Source organism: Agromyces badenianii (assembly GCF_003070885.1).
Lineage (GTDB): Bacteria > Actinomycetota > Actinomycetes > Actinomycetales > Microbacteriaceae > Agromyces > Agromyces badenianii.
In genome coordinates this window covers 2,109,604-2,129,701 of record NZ_CP028913.1, presented here as the reverse complement: position 1 = coordinate 2,129,701, position 20,098 = coordinate 2,109,604, and the positions used below count along the sequence as shown (strand labels likewise).

Below are 20,098 nucleotides of genomic sequence, written 5' to 3'. Positions count from 1 at the left end.
CCATGAGCGGGCAGACGGCCATCCGCATCGAGCAACTCGGCAAGCGCTTCGGCGCCGGGCCGCTCGTGCTCGACGACGTGAACCTCACGATCGCGACGGGTGAGTTCGTCTGCCTGCTCGGGGCGTCGGGCTGCGGCAAGTCGACGCTCCTGAACCTCATCGCCGGGCTCGACCGGCCGTCGACCGGCTCGATCGACGTGCCGAGCGACGGTGCGGCGGTCATGTTCCAGGAAGCGGCGCTCATGCCGTGGCTCACGGCCAGGCAGAACGTCGAGCTCGCCCTCCGCCTGCGCGGCGTGCCGCGCACCGCGCGGCGCGGCGCGGCACTCGAGCTGCTCGACACGGTGAATCTCGCGGATGCCGCGGAGAAGCGCCCCCACGAGCTCTCCGGAGGCATGCGCCAGCGCGTCGCGCTCGCCCGTGCACTCGCGCAGGACCGCTCGGTCCTGCTCATGGACGAGCCTTTCGCCGCCCTCGACGCCATCACCCGCGACCTCCTGCACGAGGAGCTCGAACGCGTCTGGCGCCGCACCGGGCGCACCATCGTCTTCGTCACGCACAATGTGCGCGAAGCCGCTCGGCTCGGGCAACGGGTCGTCCTCCTGTCGTCCCGGCCCGGCCGAGTCGCGGGCGAATGGCGCATCGACTCCACCGAGGGTCGCCGCATCGAGTCGCCGGAGGTCGCGGCGCTCTCGATCGAGATCACCGAGCAGCTCCGGAAGGAGATCCGCCGAAATGCCGCATGAGACGACCGTGCTCGGCGGGCGCGAGGCCGCCGGCCCCGAGGCATCCGCACACGACGAACTGCGCAGCCTCGAGGCCGGCCTCGACCGCCTGCAGACCGACCCCGAACGCGCACCGAGCGCATGGCGCCGGTTCACGACGAGCGTCGTGCCGCCGATCGTCTTCGTCGTCGCCCTCGTCGCGGCCTGGCAGCTCTACGTCGTGATCGCCCAGCCGCGGCCCGACATCGTGCCCGGTCCGCTCGACGTCGTCATGGCGATCACGCAGTCGTGGGAGGCGGGCCGCTTGCAGCTCGCCGTCGCCACGAGCCTCGAGCGCGGCATCGTGGGCTTCCTCATCGCCGTCGTCGTCGGCACCCCGCTCGGGCTGCTGCTCGCCGAGGTGAAGCCGTTGCGACGCGCCATCGGACCGATCATCTCGGGCCTGCAGGTGCTGCCGTCGGTCGCGTGGGTGCCGGCCGCAATCATCTGGTTCGGCCTGACCGACGCCACCGTGTACTTCGTCGTGCTCATGGGCGCGGTGCCCTCGATCGTGAACGGGCTCATCGCCGGTGTCGAACAGGTTCCCCCTCAGCTGCGGCGGGTGGGCACGGTGCTGGGTGCTGGGCCGGGACGCCTCGCCGCCCTCGTCGTGCTCCCCGCCGCACTCCCCGGCTACGTCGCCGGGCTCAAACAGGGCTGGGCGTTCTCGTGGCGCTCGCTCATGGCGGCCGAGATCATCGCCGTCGGCGGCACGATCGGCTTCGGGCTCGGCTCGATGCTCGACCAGAGCCGCGAACTCGCCGACCTCGCCGGTGTGCTCGCGACGATCCTCGTGATCCTCGCGATCGGCATCCTCATCGAGCTCGTGGTGTTCGCCCCGCTCGAGCGACGGATGCTCCGCCGCCGGGGTCTCCTCCAGGGAGGCAGCAGATGACCACGCCGCCCATCCCGGCACCGGGCCGCGTCACCCTCGTGGGCGCCGGGCCGGGTGACCCCGGACTCCTCACGATCCGCGGACTGCGCGCACTCGAGGCCGCCGATGTCGTCGTCGCCGACCGGCTCGGCGCGCGCGGGGTCCTCGACGGGCTCGCCGCCGAGGGTGTCACGCTCCGCGCCGAGGTCGTCGACGTCGGCAAGCTGCCCGGCCACCACGCCGTGCCGCAAGACGCGATCAACGAGCTGCTCGTCGCCCTCGCCCGCGACGGCAAGCGCGTCGTGCGCCTGAAGGGCGGCGACCCGTTCATCTTCGGCCGTGGCGGCGAGGAAGTCGCGTTCTGTCACGACGCCGGTGTCGACGTCGAGGTCGTACCCGGCATCACGAGCGCCATCTCGGTGCCCGCGATCGCCGGAATCCCGCTCACGCATCGCGGCCTCGCGACGACCTTCACCGTCGTCACCGGGCACGACCAGATCCAGGCGCTCGGCGGCGGCCGCGACCACACCGTGGTGCTCCTCATGGGCATCGGCACGCTCGCGAACTCGGCGATCACCCTCGCCCGGGGTGAGCGCGGCGTAGACTGCCCCGTCGCTGTTGTCGAAGACGGCTACGGGCCTCGCCAGCGGGTGACCGTGGGCACGCTCGGCACGATCGCGCTGCAGGCGGCACGCCGCGGCATCCGCTCGCCCGCGGTCGTCGTCGTCGGCGACGTCGTGACGCTCAGCCCGTACGCGCCCGAGGCGATCGCCTCCGGCGCCGGGCGGGCACCGCGCTCGACCGCTCCCTAGCTCCTGCGGGCACCGTAGACCCGCGCACCCCACTCCCTTCGAAAGGCCCGCAGCATGACCCGTCCCCTCCGCGTCGCGATCGTCGGCGCCGGCCCCGCCGGCATCTATGCCGGGAACATCCTGCACCGCCAGGTGACCGCCGCCGGCGGTGAGGTCGCGATCGACCTGTTCGAGTCGCTCCCCGCGCCCTACGGGCTCATCCGCTACGGCGTCGCGCCCGACCACCCGCGCATCAAGGGCATCGTGAACTCGCTGCACGAGATGCTCGACGCTGGCACGATCCGGCTCATCGGCAACGTCGAGGTCGGCCGCGATGTCAGCGTCGACGAGCTGCGCGAGCGCTACGACGCCGTGGTCTTCGCCACCGGCGCCCTGAAGGACGCCCCGCTCGACATCCCCGGCATCGACCTGCCCGGCTCCTACGGCGCCGCCGACGTCGTCGCCTGGTACGACGGGCACCCCGACGTGCCGCGCGAGTGGCCGCTCGAGGCTCGTGAGATCGCCGTGATCGGCAACGGCAACGTGGCCCTCGACGTCGCGCGGGTGCTCGCGAAGCATCCGAAGGACCTGCTGTCGACGGATGTCCCGGCCAACGTCGTCGCCGGGCTGGAGGCGTCGCCCGTGACCGACGTGCACGTCTTCGGCCGCCGCGGCCCCACTCACGTGAAGTTCACCCCCATCGAGCTGCGCGAGCTCGGCGACGTGCCCGACGTCGACGTGATCGTGTACGACGACGACTTCGAGCGCGCGGCCGGCGACCCGCATGCCGACCAGCTGCTCGCCTCCAACAACCAGGTCAAGGTCATGACCCGCACCCTGAACGGCTGGCGCAAGCCCGCCGACTGGCAGCCCACGGCGTCGCGCCGACTGCACCTGCACTTCCTGCACGCACCGGTCGAGGTGCTCGGCACCTCGCGGGTCGAGGGCGTGCGCTTCGAGCGCACGCGCCCCGTCGGCGACGGCTCGGTCGAGGGCACTGGCGAGTTCGTCGACGTCGCCGTGCAGGCGGTCTACCGTGCCGTCGGCTATGCGAGCTCGCCGGTTGCCGGCGTGCCGTTCGACGAGCGAGCGGCCGTGATCCCGAACGACGGCGGCCGGGTGACCGATGCCGCGGGCACGCCCATTGACGGCGTCTACGCCACGGGGTGGATCAAGCGCGGTCCCGTCGGGCTCATCGGACACACCAAGGGCGACGCCCTCGAGACCATCACGAACCTGCTCGCGGATGCCGCGGCGGGCGTGCTGCCCGAACCGGTCGTCGCGGCGGGGCCCGACGGCGACGAGGTGTTCGAGCTGCTCGAGGCGCGCGGCATCCGCTACACGACCTGGGCCGGATGGCTCGAGCTCGACGCCCACGAACGCGCGCTCGGCGAGGCGTGGGAGGGCGACGTCGTGCGCGAGCGCGTGAAGGTCGTGCCGCGCGAGGAGCAGGTGGAAATCTCGGGTGCCGGCGCCCTGGTGGCGTCGTGACGTACGTCATCGCGCTGCCCTGCGTCGACGTCAAAGACCGTGCCTGCATCGACGAGTGCCCGGTCGACTGCATCTACGAGGGTGAGCGCTCGCTCTACATCCACCCCGACGAGTGCGTCGACTGCGGGGCCTGCGAACCGGTCTGCCCGGTCGAGGCCATCTACTACGAAGACGACCTGCCCGACGTGTGGGCCGACTACTACAAGGCCAACGTCGAGTTCTTCGACGAGCTCGGCTCGCCGGGCGGCGCAGCGAAGACGGGCACCCTCGATTTCGACCACCCGCTCGTGGCGGCCCTGCCGCCGCAGGCCGAGGGGCACGCCTGAGTCGCAGCGTTCGTGCAGCGGGGCCGTACGCGGGGTGACTGTTTCCGCGTGTGACGGCTGGATGCGACATCCGAGCGCTCGACGCGTAACGTGGCCGCATCGAACACCGAGGAGCCCTCATGTCGCAACGCGAGCCGCACACCAGCACCGAGCCGCACGCCGGCGCGGTCATGGGCATGCGCGGCTGCGACACTGCGGCAGACTGCCGCAGTGAACGACCGGGTCACCGGCTGCACACGATGCAGACGCGACTCGTCGCGACGACGGCGAGCAAGTGGGTCGATGCGGTCGTCGTCGAGGTGAGCCCAGACGGGTTCGCCACGCTCGCCGAGTTCTCGAGCGACTCGGTTCGCCGGGTCTGGCACCACGACGCGTTCGGCGGCGGACTCGCCGCCGGCGACCCGGTCGCCGTGCACGCCGTCTACGGCGTGCTCGCGCTCGGTGCGCGACACTTCAGCGTCGCCGCCGCCTGACGCCGTCGCCTGGCGAATCGGGTCACCGGCATCCGAGTCGGGTACCGCGGCATCCGAGTCGGCTACCGCGGTAGGGCCGATCGATCGTCATGCCATCGGCATCGCCTCGCTCATCGAGCCCATCATCTTCTCGAGCGCCATCACGGCCTGATCGCACGCCATCGCGCACATGCGGCAGTGCTCGCTCATGTCGGCGTGCATCATGCACTCGGTCGAGCAGGCGCGAGCCATCATCGTCGTGGACTGCATCATCGACATCATGACCTGCATGTCCCAGCCGTGCATGCGCAGCATCATGCGCATCATGGTCGAGCACATGTCGGCGCAGTTCGCGCAGAGACCCGCGCACCGGCCCATGCCCTCGCTCGCGTCGGCATCGGCGCACATCACGCACGCCTGCATGCACGCGGAGAGGGCCTCGAGACACTCCTGCATCATCGCCGGATCCATGCCCTGCATCGGCATCTCCGACGACGACATGGCGCCCTTCATCATGTCCATCGTCATGTTCATCTGCATTCCCCGCCATCCTGGGCGGCCGGGCGTCGACGATGCCGGCGGATGACTCGGCGGCCCTGTTCGCTGCCATGGTACGCCCGGCGACGGGAGCCGAGAAGAGGGTCGTGCACGATCGCGTGAACGGGGCCGGGAACGACGGCGGGGCGGATGCCGCAGCATCCGCCCCGCCGTCGTCGCCGGGCTCAGGCGTCGATGTCGATGTCCTTCGTCTCCTTCGAGAGGAGCAGGGCGATGAGCGTGAGCACCGCCATGACCGACAGGTAGATGCCGACCCAGAACGGGCTGCCCCCGCCCGACTGCCAGAGCGCGACCGCGATGAACGGGGCGACGGCGGCACCGAGGATGGACGACACGTTGTACGAGATGCCGGAACCCGTGTACCGCACGTTCGTCGGGAAGAGCTCGGGCAGGAGCGCGCCCATCGGGCCGAAGGTCAGTCCCATGAGCGAGAAGCCCACGACGAGCCAGAGCATGACGCCCCAGAATCCGGCGCCGAGCAGCGGAACCCAGACGAGGCCGAACGCGATGATGCCGAGGGTGACCCAGATGAGCGTCTTGCGGCGGCCCCATCGGTCGGCCAATGGGCCGGAGACGAGCGTGAAGACACCGAAGAACACGACGCCGCCGATGAGCATCAGCGCGAAGGTGGTGTACGAGTAGCCGAGACCGGGCAGTGCGCCCTCTGCGGCCTCGACGGGCGCGCGACCGTAGGAGAGCGAGAAGGTCGTCATCAGGTAGAAGAGCGCGTAGGTCGCGAGCATGAAGAAGGTGCCGAGGATGAGCTGCTTCCAGTGGTGCTTGAACACCTCGCCGAGCGGGAGCTTCTTGAGCTTGCCCTCCTTGGACGCCTTCGAGAATGCGGTCGACTCGACGAGGCGCAGTCGCACCCAGAGGCCGACGATGACCATCACGACCGAGAATAGGAAGGGGATGCGCCAGCCCCAGTCGAGGAAGGCCTGCGACGGCATCGAGGGGTCGTCCGACGGCAGCACTGCCGCTATGACGAGGAAGAGGCCGTTCGCGATGATGAAGCCGATGGGCGCCCCGAGCTGCGGGAAGGTGCCGTACCAGGCGCGCTTGCCCTTCGGCGCGTTCTCGGTCGCCACGAGTGCGGCGCCCGACCACTCGCCGCCGAGGGCGAAGCCCTGGGCGATGCGGAGGATCACGAGCAGGAGCGGAGCGAGCCAGCCGACGAGTGCGTAGGTCGGCAGGAGTCCGATGAGGAAGGTCGCGATGCCCATCGTGAGCAGGGCTCCCACGAGCGTGGCCTTACGGCCGTGCTTGTCGCCGAGGTGGCCGAAGATCACGGCGCCGAGCGGGCGGGCGACCATCGCCGCGCCGAAGACGGCGAACGACGAGAGCAGGGCGGTCGTGGGGTCGCCAGTGGGGAAGAAGAGGTGCGGGAAGACGAGCACCGCGGCGGTCGCGTAGACGTAGAAGTCGTAGAACTCGATCGTCGTGCCGATGAGGCTCGCGAGAACGACTCGGCTGCGCGGATTCGCCGGGGTTGCGGGTGCGGCAGTGGCTGCGGTGGATGTGGACATCGCTTGCGAGGACTCCGTAGGCGTATTCGGGTGCCGGCCTCCGGTTGCATCGGTCTGACGCGGAGCGGAGTCGGTGGAAGGGAATCGTCGCTTGTGGCAACCGCACTAGCCTATGCCTCATTCGTCGCGGAATCCCCAATACACGAGGAGCATCGCGCCGCCCGTGCCCTGCCGACGCGCCGGTTCTTGCCGGGCGCATCGAAGGAGATGCGCCGAGCGACGGATGTCGCGGCATCCGCCCCTCGTTATGCTGAGCCCATGGATACCCTGTTCAGCATTCTGCACGTCGTCGGCGCCGTCTTCATCGTCGGTCCGATGGCGATCCTCCCGATGACCGCGATGCGAGCGGTGCGCGCCGGCAACGGTGCGCAGGTGGCCGTGCTCGCGAAGTCGACCACGATCTTCTCGTGGCTCTCGCTCATCGTCTTCCTGCTCGGCTTCGGCGTCATGGGCATGGCCGATGAGAAGTACGGTCTCTCGTTCACGACGCCGTGGATCCTCTGGTCGATCATCCTCTACATCGTCGCCTTCGCCCTGACGCTCTTCGTCGTCGTGCCGTCGATGAAGAAGGCCGCAGAAGCGCTCGGCGCGAGCGACGGCGCCGAGGCGTCGAAGGCGGGCTACCCCGCGATCGCGGCCGGCAGCGGCATCGCGTCGCTGCTCCTCGTCGTCGTCGTCGTGCTGATGGTGTGGAAGCCGTAGGGCCCTAGCCCCGGCCCAGCTCGCGCAGGGCGCGCACGGTCGCGATGGCGGCTTCGGCCGCCTCACGCCCCTTGTCCTCCTTCGAGCCGGCGAGCCCTGCACGGTCGAGACCCTGCTGCTCGTCGTCGAGGGTCAGCAGGCCGAAGCCGACGGGCTTGCCGGTGTCGAGCGCGACCCGCGTGAGCCCGTCGGTCGCCGCTGCGGAGACGTACTCGAAGTGCGGTGTTCCGCCGCGGATGATCACGCCGAGCGCGACGACCGCGTCGGCGCCCTGCTCGAGCGCCGCCTTCGCCACGACGGGCAGTTCGAAGCTGCCGGGCACGCGCACGAGCGAGAAGTCGGCGCCGGATGCCTCGAGCGTGCGGGTCGCACCCGCGATCAGGCCGTTCGTGATCTCGTCGTGCCAGCTGCCCGCGACGATGACGACCGTGAGCCCGCGACCGTCGACGTCGAGTTCGGGGGATCCTGCTCCACTCATGATGGGTGTCCTTCCAGAAGGGTTTCGGCTGCGCCGTCGGTCAGTTGCCGGTCGTCGATCGTGTGTCCCATGCGGTGCCGCTTCGTGTCGAGGTACCCGGCATTGCCGATGCCGACGCCGACGACGAGCGGCAGGCGCTCGGTGACGGTGATGCCGTGCGCCTCGAGCTGTCGCACCTTCTCGGGGTTGTTGGTGAGCAGGCGCACCCGGCCGATGCCGAGGTCGGTGAGGATCGCGGTGGCGGCGCTGTAGTCGCGCGCATCGATCGGCAGGCCCAGCGCGAGATTCGCGTCGAGGGTGTCGAGCCCGTCCTCCTGCAGCCGATACGCCCGGAGCTTGTTGATGAGGCCGATGCCGCGCCCCTCGTGGCCGCGCAGGTAGACGACGACCCCGCCGTCCTGCTGGATCGCCTCGAGGGCCGCATCGAGCTGCGGCCCGCACTCGCACTTCAGCGATCCGAACGCCTCGCCCGTGAGGCACTCCGAGTGCACCCGGACGATCGCGCCCGCGGCGGTCGCGGCCGGGTCGCCGGCGATGATCGCGACGTGGTCGGCGCCGGTGGCGCGATCGCGGTAGGCGCGCACCCGGAACTCGCCGTGCTCGGTCGGCAACGCGGTCTCGACCTCGAAGTCGACGGAGGAGGATTCCGGTACGGACGCCGACGGGGGCGTCGCGGCGAGGTCGTGGCCCGCGTGGTGATGCTCGAGCCAGTCGACGAGCGCGGCGACGGTCGTCACCGGCAGGCCCTCGCGGTCGCCGAGGTCGATGAGGCCCGGCAGGCGCATCATCTCGCCGTCGTCGGCGATGATCTCGCCGATGACGCCGACGGGGGAGAGGCCGGCGAGCCGCAAGAGGTCGACGGCCGCCTCGGTGTGGCCGGGGCGTTCGCGCACGCCCCCGTCGACCGCGCGCAGCGGGATGACGTGCCCAGGGCGGATCAGCCGATCGGGCGTCGCTGCGGGATCGGCGAGCACGCGCAGCGTGTGCGCCCGGTCGGAGGCCGAGATGCCGGTGGAGGAGCGGTCGGCGGCATCGACGGTGATCGTGTACGCGGTGCCGCGCACGTCTTCGCTGCGCTCGGTCATGAGCGGCAGCGCGAGCCGGTCGGCGAGATCGTTGGGCATCGGAGCGCAGAGGTATCCGCTCGTGTGGCGCACCATCCAGGCGATCCACTCCTGCGTCGCGAACTCGGCCGCCATGATCGCGTCGCCCTCGTTCTCGCGAGCCTCGTCGTCGGCGACGATCACGGGCTTGCCGGCGCGGAGCGCGTCGAGCACTTCGGGAATGGTGGCGAGGCTCATGCGGCACCTCCGGCGCTCGGCTGCGGCGCCGCGAGCGGGGCCGCCTGGAACCCGATCACCGACGAGCCGTGGCCCGCGGGTTCGTCGCGCCGGCGCGTGTCGAAGCGCAGCATCCGCTCGACCTGCCGGGCGAGGATGTCGGTCTCCATGTTCACCCGGTCGCCGACCACTCGCGCACCGAGCGTCGTGGCGGTGAGCGTCTCGGGAATGAGCGAGACCTCGAACCACGAGCCGCCGGGCTCGTCGCCCACGGCGCTGACCGTGAGCGAGACGCCGTCGACGGCGATCGAGCCCTTGTCGACGACGAGCGGCGCGTGCGCCGGGTCGAGCGAGAAGCGGATGACCCGCCACGCGTCACCGGGCCTGATCTCGAGCACCTCGGCGGTGCCGTCGATGTGCCCCTGCACGATGTGGCCGCCGATGCGGTCGCCGACGCGGGCCGCGCGTTCGAGGTTCACGGCGAGGCCTTCGCGGGCCTCGTCGAGCGTGGACATCGCGAGGGTCTGCGCCATGACGTCGGCGGTGAAGCCCTCGGCGTCGAAGTCGACGACGGTGAGGCACACGCCCGAGACGGCGATCGAGTCGCCGTGCTCGACACCCTCGACGGCGAGCGGGCCGCGCACCGTGAGCCGTGCCGCGTCGCCCGAGCGCTCGATGCGCGTGATCGTGCCGAGCTCCTCGATGATTCCGGTGAACATGTCAGTTCCCTTCCGTGGGCGTGGGTCTGGCGACGAGCAGGAGGTTGTCGCCGAGCCGTTCGATGACGGCGAAGTCGAAGCGGAGCGCCGCGTCGATCGTGGTGACCCCGAGCTCGCCGAGGGCGAGGCGCGGGCCGCCGATGAGGGTGGGGGCGACATAGACGAGCAGCTCGTCGACGAGTCCGGCCGCGATGAAGGCGCTCGCGAGGGTCGGGCCGCCCTCGATGAAGAGCGAGCGGATGCCGCGGCGGGCGAGCTCGGCGAGGTCGGCGTGCAGCTCGGCGCCCTCGAAGAACAGGGGCGCCTGCGGGTGGCGGGTGACCGCGGCATCCGACGGCACCGCGCGCCGCCCGAAGACGACTGGCACGGGCTGCGCATCGAAGAACTGGCCGCCGGGGGCCCGTGCGGTGAGCGAGGGGTCGTCGGCGAGAACGGTGCCGGTGCCGACCGCGATCGCGTCGGCGGCGGAGCGCCGACGGTGCACGTCGGCGCGGGCCTCGGGGCCGGTGATCCACTGGCTCGTGCCATCGGCGGCAGCGGCGCGGCCGTCGAGGCTCGACGCCCATTTCACCGTGACGCGCGGTCGACGGTGCCGGGCGGCGAAGAGCCAGTCGTCGAGCATCGCCTCGACCTCGTCGTCGAGCACGCCCGCGGTGACGTCGACGCCGGCCGAGCGCAGGCGGTCGGCGCCGCCGGCGGAGTGGTCGCCGGGGTCGGCGACGGCGTAGACGACCCGGCCGATGCCGGCGTCGATGAGCGCGACGGCGCACGGGCCGGTGTGCCCGGTGTGGTTGCAGGGCTCGAGCGTGACGACGGCCGTCGCTCCGCGCGCCGCGCCGGAGTCGAGCTTGGCGAGGGCGTCGACCTCGGCGTGCGCCGTGCCGGCTCCGCGGTGCCAGCCCTCGGCGATGACTTCGCCGTCGGGGGAGAGGATGACGCAGCCGACCCGCGGATTCACCCCGCGTGCAGGACCCCGCAGGGCGAGCTCGAGCGCACGGCGCATCGCCGCGACATCCGCCGCCGTGTGTTCACCCGCACTCATCCGTGATCCTGTCTCAAGGCTCCGGGGTGCTGGGTGCCGTCGACCGTGTCGTCGACTGCTCGGGTCGACGTCGCACAGCGCCGCCGACACGTGCGCCTCCCATCCGGACTTTCACCGTCGGTACCGGAGTTCCACCGGTTCGACCACGGGTGCGGGGCCTCTCGACCTCGCGCTCGCAGTTCGCGGACTGTCACCGCCGGTTCGGAATTACACCGACCCCGGAGCACGTTCTGTGTCGATTCTAGGTCAACGCCGGTGACGCCCGGTTATTCCCCGTCACCCGGGGACTCGACGAGGGCGCGGGCGGTCCCCTCGTCGACGATCAGGTCGGTGATGAGTCCGGCCGCGAGGGCGCCGCGGAGGCTCGCGAGCTTGGCGCGACCCGAGACGACGCAGACTCGGCGGGGCGCGCGCCGCAGCACCGAGAAGTCGGGCCCGGTCGCACGTTCGTTCAGCGCGATGCCGTCGGTGGAACCGTCGGCGCGGTAGAACACGGTCGCGACGTCGCCGACGGCGCCGTCGCGGGAGAGCGCCTCGTAGTCGGCCCGCTCGAGGTACCCGCCCTGGTAGACGTGGCTCGGCACCTCCGCGAACGGCGAACCGACGCCGAAGAGCGCGACGTCCATGCGCTCCTGCAGGTCGAGGAGGCGCCGCGTGCTGCGCTCGCGCCAGAACGCGCGGCGGGTCTCGGGTTCGTCGAAGAAGGCGGGAACGGGGAACTGCTGCACGCGCGCCCCGAACGCGTCGCCGAAGCGGCGCAGCAGCTCGCTCGCGTAGACGATGCCCGTCGTGCGGCCGTTGCCGGCGCCGTTCAGCTGCACGACCTCGGAGTTGTGGATGGCCTTCGGCACGAGGTGGCGGCTCATCGCGCTCATCGTCGAGCCCCAGGCGATGCCGATGGTCTGGTTCGAGTCGACGAAGCGGCCGAGAATTCGTGCAGCCGAGAGGGCGACGCGATCGAGTCGATCGACGTCGCTCGCATGATCGGGCACGGGGATGACGTGCGCGCCGACCTCGAAGCGCTCGAGGATCTCCTGCTCGATCCGGCTCGGCAGGTCGAGGGGCGAGTGGATGGAGATCTCGACGAGGCCGCTCGCGCGGGCATGGCTGAGCAGGCGCGACACCGAGGATCGCGACGTGTGCAATTCGTGCGCGATGGCATCCATCGTGAGGTCCTGCATGTAGTAGAGGTGCGCTGCGCGAAGGGCGTCGCGGGTCTTGCCCGGCACCGATTCGGTGCCGTCGGCGGCGGTGGTTGCGTGCTGCTCGATCATCCCGATCATTCTTGCACGTTTGTTCACTCAGCTTGCAAGTTCGTTCGGCCGTGTCCACGATGTATTCATCACCCCGGCATGCCCGACGCACGCCGCCGCTCCACACCGAGAGGACAGCGATGTCTCCGCAGCAGACCAACCCGAACCAGCCCCGCCCCCACTCGAGCGGCGAGCGAGCGGATGTCGCGGCGATCCGCACCCGGCCCACGGCCTCCGTGCTCGTGATCGGCGCCGGCATCAACGGCATCGCGACGTTCCGCGACCTCGCCCTGCAGGGCGTCGACGTCGTGCTCGTCGATCGCGGCGACTTCGTCTCCGGGGCATCCGCCGCCTCGTCGCACATGATCCACGGCGGCATCCGCTACCTGGAGAACGGCGAGTTCCGGCTCGTGAAGGAGTCGGTGACCGAGCGCAACGCGCTCATCCGCATCGCGCCCCACTACGTGAAGCCGCTCGAGACGACCGTGCCGATCTTCTCGACGTTCTCGGGCATCCTCTCGGCGCCGCTGCGCTTCCTCACCCACAAGTCGGGCAAGCCCACCGAGCGCGGCGCCGCGCTCATCAAGACGGGCCTCGTGATCTACGACTCGTTCTCGCGGGACGGCGGCTCGGTGCCGCGGCACCGCTTCCACGGCCGCAAGCGCTCGCTCGCCGAGCTGCCTGCCCTCAACCACGACATAAAGTACACCGCGACGTACTACGACGCGAGCATGCACGACCCCGAGCGGCTCGCACTCGACGTGCTCTTCGACGGCCTCGCGGCGGGCGGGCATGCCCGTGCCGCGAACTACCTGGAGGCCGTGGGCATGGGTGAGCACGGGGTGCGGCTGCGCGACACCCTGACGGGTGCCGAATTCGAGGTGGCCGCCGACGTCGTCGTGAACACCTCCGGCCCGTGGACCGACCTCACGAACGAGGAGCTCGGCCGCCCGACCGCCTTCATGGGCGGCACCAAGGGTTCGCACATCGTGCTCGACAACGACGAGCTGCTCGCCGCGACCGGCGGGCGCGAGATCTTCTTCGAGCATGAAGACGGCCGGATCGTGCTCATCTACCCGCTCAAGGGCAAGGTCATGGTCGGCACGACCGACCTCGAGCACGACATGCGCGAGCCCGCGGTCTGCACCGAGGCCGAGGTCGACTACTTCTTCGACCTCATCGCGCACGTTTTCCCAGCCGTGCCCGTCGACCGATCGCAGATCGTCTACCGCTTCTCGGGCGTGCGCCCCCTGCCGCGCCACGACGACGAGGCGCCGGGCTTCGTCTCCCGCGATTACCGCATCGAGCGAGCGGATCTGCCCGAGCTGCCCGGCACCACCCTGCTGAGCCTCGTCGGCGGCAAGTGGACCACGTTCCGCGCGCTCGCCGAGCACCTCTCGAACGAGGTGCTCGAACTGCTCGGCCGAGAGCGCACGCGCTCGACGGCCGGCGTCGCGATCGGCGGCGGGGCGGGCTACCCGACGACCGACGACGCGCGTCGCATCTGGACCGTCTCCCACGGCGACGAGGTCGGTCGCGCTCGCGCCGAGGAGCTCCTCGAGCGCTACGGCACCCGCGCCGAGGCGTTCATCGCCTCGATCGAGGGCGCGCGAGACGAGCCGCTCGAGCACCACGTCGGCTACAGCCGCCGTGAGATCGCGTGGCTGGTCGGGGGCGAACGGGTCGTGCACCTCGCCGACGTGGTCCTGCGGCGCACGAGCATCGCCTTCACCGGCGCCATCACGGCACCGCTGCTCGACGAGCTCGCCGAGATCGCCGGTGCCGAGCTCGGCTGGGATGCCGAACGGCGCGCGACCGAGGTCGCCGCCACCCGCGAGCTGCTCGCCGCACGCCACGGTGTCGAGCTCGAGGCATCCGCAACCCTCGTCTGACCTTCTCCAATCTGCACGGATGTGCACCGGAATCCGCGCGTTCCGGGGCCCAACCCCCGGTAGCTTCGACGGAGCCTGCCGGACGACGGTCGCCCGGACGACTGGCACCACACCCATGGAAAGAAGGTCAATGTGGACAATCTCGGAATCGTCTTCCTCTCGGAGCTCGTCGGCACGGCGATGCTCGTGCTGCTCGGCTGCGGCGTCGTCGCGAACGTCATCCTCGCCAAGACGAAGGGCTTCGGCGGCGGCACGCTCATGATCAACTTCGGCTGGGGCCTCGGTGTCTTCGCCGGTGTCATCGTGTCGTACGCCTCGGGCGCCCAGCTCAACCCCGCCGTCACGGTCGGCCTCGTCGCCAACGGTGCGACGGAGTTCGGCGCAGGCGTCCCCGTGAACCTGGTGTCGGTGCTCACGTACATCGCCGCTCAGATGATCGGCGCGTTCCTCGGTGCCATCGCCTGCTGGCTCGCGTACAAGCAGCACTTCGATGCCGAGCCCGACGCGGGAAACAAGCTCGGCGTGTTCTCGACCGGCCCGGCGATCCGCTCGTACGGCTGGAACCTCGTGACCGAGTTCATCGCGACCTTCGTGCTGGTCTTCGTCGTGATCGGCTTCGGCGGCGGTCGCCAGGGCGACGGCGGGCTCGCCGCGCTCGGCGCGCTTCCCGTCGCACTGCTCGTGATCGGCATCGGCGCGTCGCTCGGCGGCCCGACCGGCTACGCGATCAACCCCGCACGTGACCTCGGACCCCGCATCGCGCACGCGATCCTGCCGATCAAGGGCAAGGGCGGCAGCGACTGGTCGTACTCGTGGGTGCCCGTGGTCGGCCCGCTGCTCGGCGGCGTCGTGGCCGGTTGGGCCGCGATCCCGCTGCTCCCGCTCCTCGGCTGAGCCCGCGGCATCCGCTTCTCATTCAATCCGCTTCACTGACAGCAACGGAGTTCTCAGATGGCCGACTACATTCTCGCGATCGACCAGGGCACGACCTCGTCGCGCGCCATCGTCTTCGACAAGGCCGGATCGATCGTTTCGACCGGGCAGCTCGAGCACGAGCAGATCTTCCCCAAGGCGGGCTGGGTCGAGCACGACCCCGCCGAGATCTGGCGCAACACGGGCGAGGTGATCGGCCAGGCCCTCGGCAAGGCGAACCTCACCCGGCACGACATCGCGGCGGTGGGCATCACGAACCAGCGCGAGACCGCGGTGGTGTGGGACAAGAACACCGGCGAACCGGTGTACAACGCGATCGTGTGGCAGGACACCCGCACCCAGCCGATCGTCGACCGGCTCGCGGCCGACGGCGGCGTCGAGCGGTTCAAGCAGCAGGTCGGCCTGCCGCTCGCGACGTACTTCTCGGGCACGAAGATCGTGTGGATCCTCGAGAACGTGCCCGGTGCCCGGGAGAAGGCCGAGGCCGGCGACCTGCTGTTCGGCACGACCGACACGTGGGTGCTCTGGAACCTGACCGGCGGCGTCCACGGGGGCGTGCACGCGACCGATGTCACGAATGCGTCGCGCACCATGTTCATGGACCTCGAGACCCTGGCGTGGGACGACGAGATCCTCGCCGCGTTCGGCGTGCCGCGCTCGATGCTGCCCGAGATCAAGAGCTCCTCCGAGGTCTACGGCATCGCGAACGAGCACTCGCTGCTGCGGGAGACCCCCATCTCGGGCATCCTCGGCGACCAGCAGGCGGCGACGTTCGGTCAGGCGGCGTTCGAGACGGGCGAGGCGAAGAACACCTACGGCACCGGCAACTTCCTCATCTTCAACACCGGTGAGGAGATCGTCCACTCCAAGAACGGCCTGCTCACGACCGTCGGCTACAAGCTCGGCGAGCAGCCGGTGCACTACGCGCTCGAGGGATCGATCGCGGTGACGGGTTCCCTCATCCAGTGGCTGCGCGACAACGTGGGACTCATCTCCTCGGCCGCCGACATCGAGACGCTCGCGAAGTCGGTCGACGACAACGGCGGTGCGTACTTCGTGCCGGCGTTCTCGGGCCTGTTCGCGCCGTACTGGCGCCCCGATGCCCGTGGCGCGCTCGTCGGCCTCACCCGCTTCGTGAACAAGGGCCACATCGCCCGCGCAGCACTCGAGGCCATCGCGTTCCAGACCCGCGACGTCATCGAAGCCGTGAACGCCGACGCCGGGGTGGACCTCACCGAGCTCCGCGTCGACGGCGGCGCGACGGCGAACGACACCCTGCTCCAGTTCCAGGCCGACATCCTGGGGGTGCCCGTGGTGCGCCCGGTCGTGGCCGAGACGACCGCGCTCGGCGCCGCCTACGCGGCCGGCCTCGCGGTCGGCTTCTGGTCGAGCCTCGACGAACTCCGCGCCAACTGGCAGGAGGACAAGCGCTGGACTCCGTCGATGGACGAAGCCGAGCGCGCACGACTCGACCGCAACTGGAAGAAGGCCGTCTCGAAGACCCTCGACTGGGTCGACGCAGACGTCGTCTGACATCGCTCTCCGTGACCGTCGGGTGAACCCTGGGGGAACGTGACCTCGTGCGGTGACGGGTGAGCAGGTCGGTCGGCCGTGCCGCAGGTACGGTGGAAGGACGGGTCGGGTGCATGGGGGTGCACCCGACCCGTTCTCGTACCCGGGCGGTGCATCGCACGGCCGGGCGGCGGGTGCGGTTCGTCGCTGCGCTGCGGCCCGGCGCGGTGCGGCGGGCGGTTCGGCAGTGCGGTTCGGCGCTGCGGTGCGGAGCTCAGCCGCCGAGGCGCGGGGCGAGCAGTGCTGGCAACTCGGTCAGGGAGCCGATCTCGAGAACGGCGGATGCCGCGGCATCCGCCGACCCCACGGCCTCCCTCGCCGCAGCCTCGGCCCCATGCCGGTTCAGCCACACGCCGATGAGGCCGGCGTCGGCCGCGCCCATGGCATCGGTGGCCAGGCGGTCGCCGATGTAGGCCGCGTGCCCGACCGGTGCATCAGCGGCGAAGCGCTCGAGTGCGATGCGGAAGATCTCGGCGTCGGGCTTCGTGACGCCGACGTCGCCCGAGGCGATGACGTGGTCGAAGCGTTCGCGAATGCCGAGCCGCTCGAGTTTCGCCGACTGGAAATCGAGCTCGCCGTTCGTGATGACGCCGAACCGCACTCGAGGAACCATCGCGGTGATCGCGTCGAACACCGGCAGGGCGTCGTCATGCAGTGCCCACGACTCGCGGTAGCGTTCGAAGTACCGGTCGAACCAGGCTCCGGCCGCGAGGTCGTCGAGCTCGTCGCCGTGCGCGAGGGCGAAGTCTCGGGCACGGGCACGGCGCTGGCCCTCGAACGTCAGCCGCCCGGCGAGGTAGGAGTGGTAGTGCTCCTCTTCGAGCTCGTGCCAGAGGGTGGGCGAACCGGTGAGATCGCCGCCGTATTCCCGTTCCTGCATGTGCAGCACGATGCCGGCGTCGACCGCCTCGCGATGCGCCATGAGGGTGTCGTCGAGGTCGAAGAGCACGACCGGCGTCGGAGCGGGGGAGCCGGGGCCGGTCAACTCGGGCTCCCGAGAATCGGCTCCCAGCTCGCGCGTGCATCGGGGTCGATCACCGCTCGGCGCTCGGCGTGCCACGCCGGCAGGATACGACCGTCGCGTCCGGGTACCGTGGCGATTCTCGGAGTGGTGCGCCGGAATCCCGCGGCGCGTGCGACGTGAGCCGAGGCCAGGTTGCCCTCGTTCGCCCGCCAGAGCACCCACTCCGCGCCGGGTACGCCGCCGCCGAGCGCCCACTCGCAGACGGCGCTCACCGCCTCGGCCATGAGACCCGCGCCTCGGTGGTCGGCACCGAGCCAGAAGCCGATCTCGTTGCCGCGGCGCACCCCGATGACGCCGAGGATCGGTTCACGCTCGCTTCGGCGCAGCGCCCACGTCAGCTCATCGCCCGACGCCCACGCCTCGGGCACGTACTCGGTGAGGAATGCCCTGGCGTGGTCGATCGTGTACGGCCATGGCGTCGTGAGAAAACGCAGGAACACGGGGTCTCGGCAGTAGCGCGCCACGAGCTCGATGTCGTGCTCGACCGGCAAGTCGAGCACGAGACGAGAGGTGCGCAGCGTGACGGGCCGCATCTCAGCTCCGGCGCACGAATCCCACGCGGTCGTACACCGTGCGGAGCATGCGTTCGGCTCGCTCGCTCGCCTTGTCGGCCCCGATCGCGAGCAGGCGGTCGAGCTCTGCCGGGTCGTCGAGCAATTCGAGGGTTCGCGCGCGAATGGGCGCGATGCGGTCGACGACGACGTCGGCGAGGTCCTTCTTCAGGTCGCCGTACCCGCGCCCGGCGTATTGCGTCTCGAGAGCCGGGATGGAGAGTCCGCTGATCGCCGCGTAGATGTCGAGCAGGTTCGAGATGCCGGGCTTCGTGGCCGGGTCGTGGCGGATCTCCCGCTCGGCGTCGGTCACGGCGCTCCGGAACTTCTTCGCGGTCAGTGCGGGATCGTCCATGAGCTTGACGAGCCCGGCTTCGGATGCCGCGGACTTCGACATCTTCGCGGTGGGCTCCTGGAGGTCGTAGATGCGCGCCGACTCCTTGGGAATGAGCGCCTCGGGCACGACGAGCGTCTCGCCGTAGCGCGAGTTGAAGCGCCCGGCGAGGTCGCGTGTGAGCTCGAGGTGCTGGCGCTGGTCGTCGCCCACCGGCACGAGCTCGGTGCCGTAGAGCAGGATGTCGGCGGCCATCAGCACCGGGTAGGTGAAGAGGCCCACCGTGGTGTTCTCTGAGCCCTGCTTCGCCGACTTGTCTTTGAACTGCGTCATACGGCCGGCCTCGCCGAAGCCCGTCATCGTGCCGAGCACCCAGGCGAGCTGGGTGTGCTCGGGCACGTGCGACTGCACGAAGAGCGTCGACCGGTCGAGGTCGATGCCCGACGCCAGGTACTGGGCGGCCGTGCGGCGCACGTTCTCACGCAGGGCGGCGGGATCTTGCTGCACGGTGATGGCGTGCAGATCGACGACGCAGTAGACGGGGTCGTAGTCGTCTTGCAGGGCGACCCAGTTAAGGAGCGCGCCGAGGTAGTTGCCGAGGTGCAGCGAGTCGCTCGACGGTTGCATGCCGGAGAAGACGACGGGGCGGGTGGTGTTCATTGAATGCGAATCCTTCAGGAGAGTGGAGCAGGTCAGATGGCGTAGTCGACGACCACGGGAGCGTGGTCGGACCATCGTGCGTCCCAGGCATCGGCCCGATCGATCGCGTACGAGACCGCAGTCTCGGCGAGCGCCGGGGTTGCGAGCTGGTAGTCGATGCGCCACCCCGTGTCGGTGTCGAACGCCTTGCCGCGCTGCGACCACCAGGTGTACGGGCCGTCGACCTCTCCGGCGAAGCGACGCCCGAGGTCGACCCAGCCGAACCCGGCGCCCGCGTTGTAGGCATCGTCGCCCTCGGCGCCGAGGAAACGGTCGAAGTACGCGCGTTCCTCGGGGAGGAACCCGGCGCGCTTGACGTTGCCCTTCCAGTTCCTGATGTCGAGGGTGCGGTGACCGACGTTCAGGTCGCCCACGATCACGGCGAGTTCGGAGTGCTCGGCGAGCCGGGGCATCCGCTCGGCCATCGCGTCGAGGAACTTGAACTTCTCGACCTGCTTGGGAGTGCCGGCCTCGCCGGAGTGCACGTACGCCGAAACCACGGTGACGACGCGGTCGCCGACCTCGTAGTCGGCTTCGAGCCAGCGACCGGCGCTGTCGAATTCCGTCGCGCCGAGCTCGACGCGGTGGATGCTCGCCCGGTTGCGACTCGCGATCGCGACGCCCGCTCGCCCCTTGGCGGTGGCGGGATCGTGCAGGATGTCCCATTCCTCGCCGAGGAGGCCCTGCAGGTCTTCGGTGGAGGCCCGAACCTCCTGCATCGCGAGGATGTCGACGTCGCGACCGGCCAGCCATTCGCCCATGCCCTTGCGGAATGCGGCTCGCACCCCGTTGACGTTGACGCTGGCGAGACGAAGGGGTTTCGCAGAGGGCATGGAT

The 20,098-nt window shown here is 70.3% G+C and carries 21 protein-coding genes and 1 riboswitch; of the genes, 10 read left to right on the top strand and 11 right to left on the bottom strand.

The genetic code is table 11. The features are described 5' to 3' along the window. Nucleotides 1-2 precede the first annotated feature (2 nt). From DCE93_RS10105 to DCE93_RS10080, 6 genes are all read left to right on the top strand, one after another. Nucleotides 3-746 (top strand): ABC transporter ATP-binding protein, encoded by a 744-nt coding sequence (locus DCE93_RS10105; protein WP_108595780.1) that lies wholly within the window; start codon nt 3-5, stop codon nt 744-746. Beyond that, entirely contained in the window at nt 736-1,659 is a 924-nt protein-coding gene (locus DCE93_RS10100) for an ABC transporter permease (RefSeq protein WP_108595779.1), read from the top strand. Before DCE93_RS10105 ends, DCE93_RS10100 begins: the two co-directional genes overlap by 11 nt. Continuing rightward, entirely contained in the window at nt 1,656-2,450 is a 795-nt protein-coding gene (cobA, locus tag DCE93_RS10095; RefSeq protein WP_108595778.1) for a uroporphyrinogen-III C-methyltransferase, read from the top strand. Before DCE93_RS10100 ends, cobA begins: the two co-directional genes overlap by 4 nt. A 54-nt stretch (nt 2,451-2,504) precedes the next feature. Beyond that, nucleotides 2,505-3,920 (top strand): FAD-dependent oxidoreductase, encoded by a 1,416-nt coding sequence (locus DCE93_RS10090; protein WP_108595777.1) that lies wholly within the window; start codon nt 2,505-2,507, stop codon nt 3,918-3,920. Beyond that, nucleotides 3,917-4,246, top strand: coding sequence for a ferredoxin (gene fdxA / locus DCE93_RS10085; protein WP_108595776.1), 330 nt, complete (start codon nt 3,917-3,919; stop codon nt 4,244-4,246). The genes DCE93_RS10090 and fdxA overlap by 4 nt, the downstream gene beginning before the upstream one ends. Before the next feature lie 119 nt (nt 4,247-4,365). After that, on the top strand, nt 4,366-4,719 hold the full coding sequence (locus DCE93_RS10080; RefSeq protein ID WP_108595775.1) for a hypothetical protein: 354 nt from the start codon (nt 4,366-4,368) through the stop codon (nt 4,717-4,719). An 87-nt stretch (nt 4,720-4,806) separates the two neighbouring features. Here DCE93_RS10080 and DCE93_RS15005 read toward each other — a convergent pair whose 3' ends face one another. Then, nucleotides 4,807-5,106 (bottom strand): four-helix bundle copper-binding protein, encoded by a 300-nt coding sequence (locus DCE93_RS15005; RefSeq protein ID WP_476723706.1) that lies wholly within the window; start codon nt 5,104-5,106, stop codon nt 4,807-4,809. A gap of 314 nt (nt 5,107-5,420) precedes the next feature. After that, on the bottom strand, nt 5,421-6,782 hold the full coding sequence (locus DCE93_RS10070) for an MFS transporter (RefSeq protein WP_108595773.1): 1,362 nt from the start codon (nt 6,780-6,782) through the stop codon (nt 5,421-5,423). A 258-nt stretch (nt 6,783-7,040) separates the two neighbouring features. On the opposite strand from DCE93_RS10070, the gene DCE93_RS10065 reads away from it, so the two are divergent. Then, nucleotides 7,041-7,484: a DUF2269 family protein gene (locus tag DCE93_RS10065; RefSeq protein WP_108595772.1), complete on the top strand. Its 444-nt coding sequence runs from the start codon at nt 7,041-7,043 to the stop codon at nt 7,482-7,484. Nucleotides 7,485-7,488: 4 nt separating this feature from the next. Here the strand turns inward: DCE93_RS10065 and ribH are convergent, their stop codons facing one another. The 5 genes from ribH to DCE93_RS10040 form a co-directional block, all read right to left on the bottom strand. Continuing rightward, nucleotides 7,489-7,962, bottom strand: coding sequence for a 6,7-dimethyl-8-ribityllumazine synthase (gene ribH, locus DCE93_RS10060; RefSeq protein ID WP_108595771.1), 474 nt, complete (start codon nt 7,960-7,962; stop codon nt 7,489-7,491). After that, the gene (gene ribA / locus DCE93_RS10055) at nt 7,959-9,263 is read right to left on the bottom strand and encodes a GTP cyclohydrolase II (RefSeq protein ID WP_108595770.1); all 1,305 of its coding nucleotides are present in this window, start codon (nt 9,261-9,263) and stop codon (nt 7,959-7,961) included. Before ribA ends, ribH begins: the two co-directional genes overlap by 4 nt. Then, nucleotides 9,260-9,961, bottom strand: coding sequence for a riboflavin synthase (locus DCE93_RS10050; RefSeq protein ID WP_108595769.1), 702 nt, complete (start codon nt 9,959-9,961; stop codon nt 9,260-9,262). Before DCE93_RS10050 ends, ribA begins: the two co-directional genes overlap by 4 nt. Before the next feature lies 1 nt (nt 9,962). Then, nucleotides 9,963-11,003, bottom strand: coding sequence for a bifunctional diaminohydroxyphosphoribosylaminopyrimidine deaminase/5-amino-6-(5-phosphoribosylamino)uracil reductase RibD (ribD, locus tag DCE93_RS10045; protein WP_108595768.1), 1,041 nt, complete (start codon nt 11,001-11,003; stop codon nt 9,963-9,965). Between the two features lie 87 nt (nt 11,004-11,090). Next, a riboswitch (FMN riboswitch) is annotated at nt 11,091-11,233 on the bottom strand. Between the two features lie 36 nt (nt 11,234-11,269). Continuing rightward, nucleotides 11,270-12,277 (bottom strand): sugar-binding transcriptional regulator, encoded by a 1,008-nt coding sequence (locus DCE93_RS10040; RefSeq protein ID WP_108596701.1) that lies wholly within the window; start codon nt 12,275-12,277, stop codon nt 11,270-11,272. 119 nt (nt 12,278-12,396) lie between these two features. Here DCE93_RS10040 and DCE93_RS10035 point away from each other — a divergent pair, with 119 nt between their 5' ends. From DCE93_RS10035 to glpK, 3 genes are all read left to right on the top strand, one after another. Next, nucleotides 12,397-14,148: a glycerol-3-phosphate dehydrogenase/oxidase gene (locus tag DCE93_RS10035; protein ID WP_108595767.1), complete on the top strand. Its 1,752-nt coding sequence runs from the start codon at nt 12,397-12,399 to the stop codon at nt 14,146-14,148. A gap of 180 nt (nt 14,149-14,328) precedes the next feature. Further along, nucleotides 14,329-15,042: an MIP/aquaporin family protein gene (locus tag DCE93_RS10030; RefSeq protein WP_235825195.1), complete on the top strand. Its 714-nt coding sequence runs from the start codon at nt 14,329-14,331 to the stop codon at nt 15,040-15,042. 57 nt (nt 15,043-15,099) lie between these two features. Beyond that, entirely contained in the window at nt 15,100-16,614 is a 1,515-nt protein-coding gene (gene glpK, locus DCE93_RS10025) for a glycerol kinase GlpK (RefSeq protein ID WP_108595765.1), read from the top strand. A 253-nt stretch (nt 16,615-16,867) separates the two neighbouring features. Here the strand turns inward: glpK and DCE93_RS10020 are convergent, their stop codons facing one another. The 4 genes from DCE93_RS10020 to DCE93_RS10005 are packed head-to-tail and all read right to left on the bottom strand — an operon-like array spanning nt 16,868 to nt 20,094. After that, entirely contained in the window at nt 16,868-17,638 is a 771-nt protein-coding gene (locus DCE93_RS10020; protein WP_235825112.1) for an HAD family hydrolase, read from the bottom strand. Next, nucleotides 17,635-18,210 carry a GNAT family N-acetyltransferase gene (locus DCE93_RS10015; RefSeq protein WP_108595764.1) on the bottom strand — a complete coding sequence of 192 codons (576 nt, stop codon included), beginning with the start codon at nt 18,208-18,210 and terminating at the stop codon, nt 17,635-17,637. Before DCE93_RS10015 ends, DCE93_RS10020 begins: the two co-directional genes overlap by 4 nt. Nucleotide 18,211: 1 nt before the next feature. Further along, nucleotides 18,212-19,222: a tryptophan--tRNA ligase gene (trpS, locus tag DCE93_RS10010; protein ID WP_108595763.1), complete on the bottom strand. Its 1,011-nt coding sequence runs from the start codon at nt 19,220-19,222 to the stop codon at nt 18,212-18,214. A 32-nt stretch (nt 19,223-19,254) separates the two neighbouring features. Then, nucleotides 19,255-20,094, bottom strand: a complete 840-nt coding sequence (locus DCE93_RS10005) for an exodeoxyribonuclease III (RefSeq protein ID WP_108595762.1) — start codon at nt 20,092-20,094, stop codon at nt 19,255-19,257. Nucleotides 20,095-20,098: the final 4 nt, after the last annotated feature.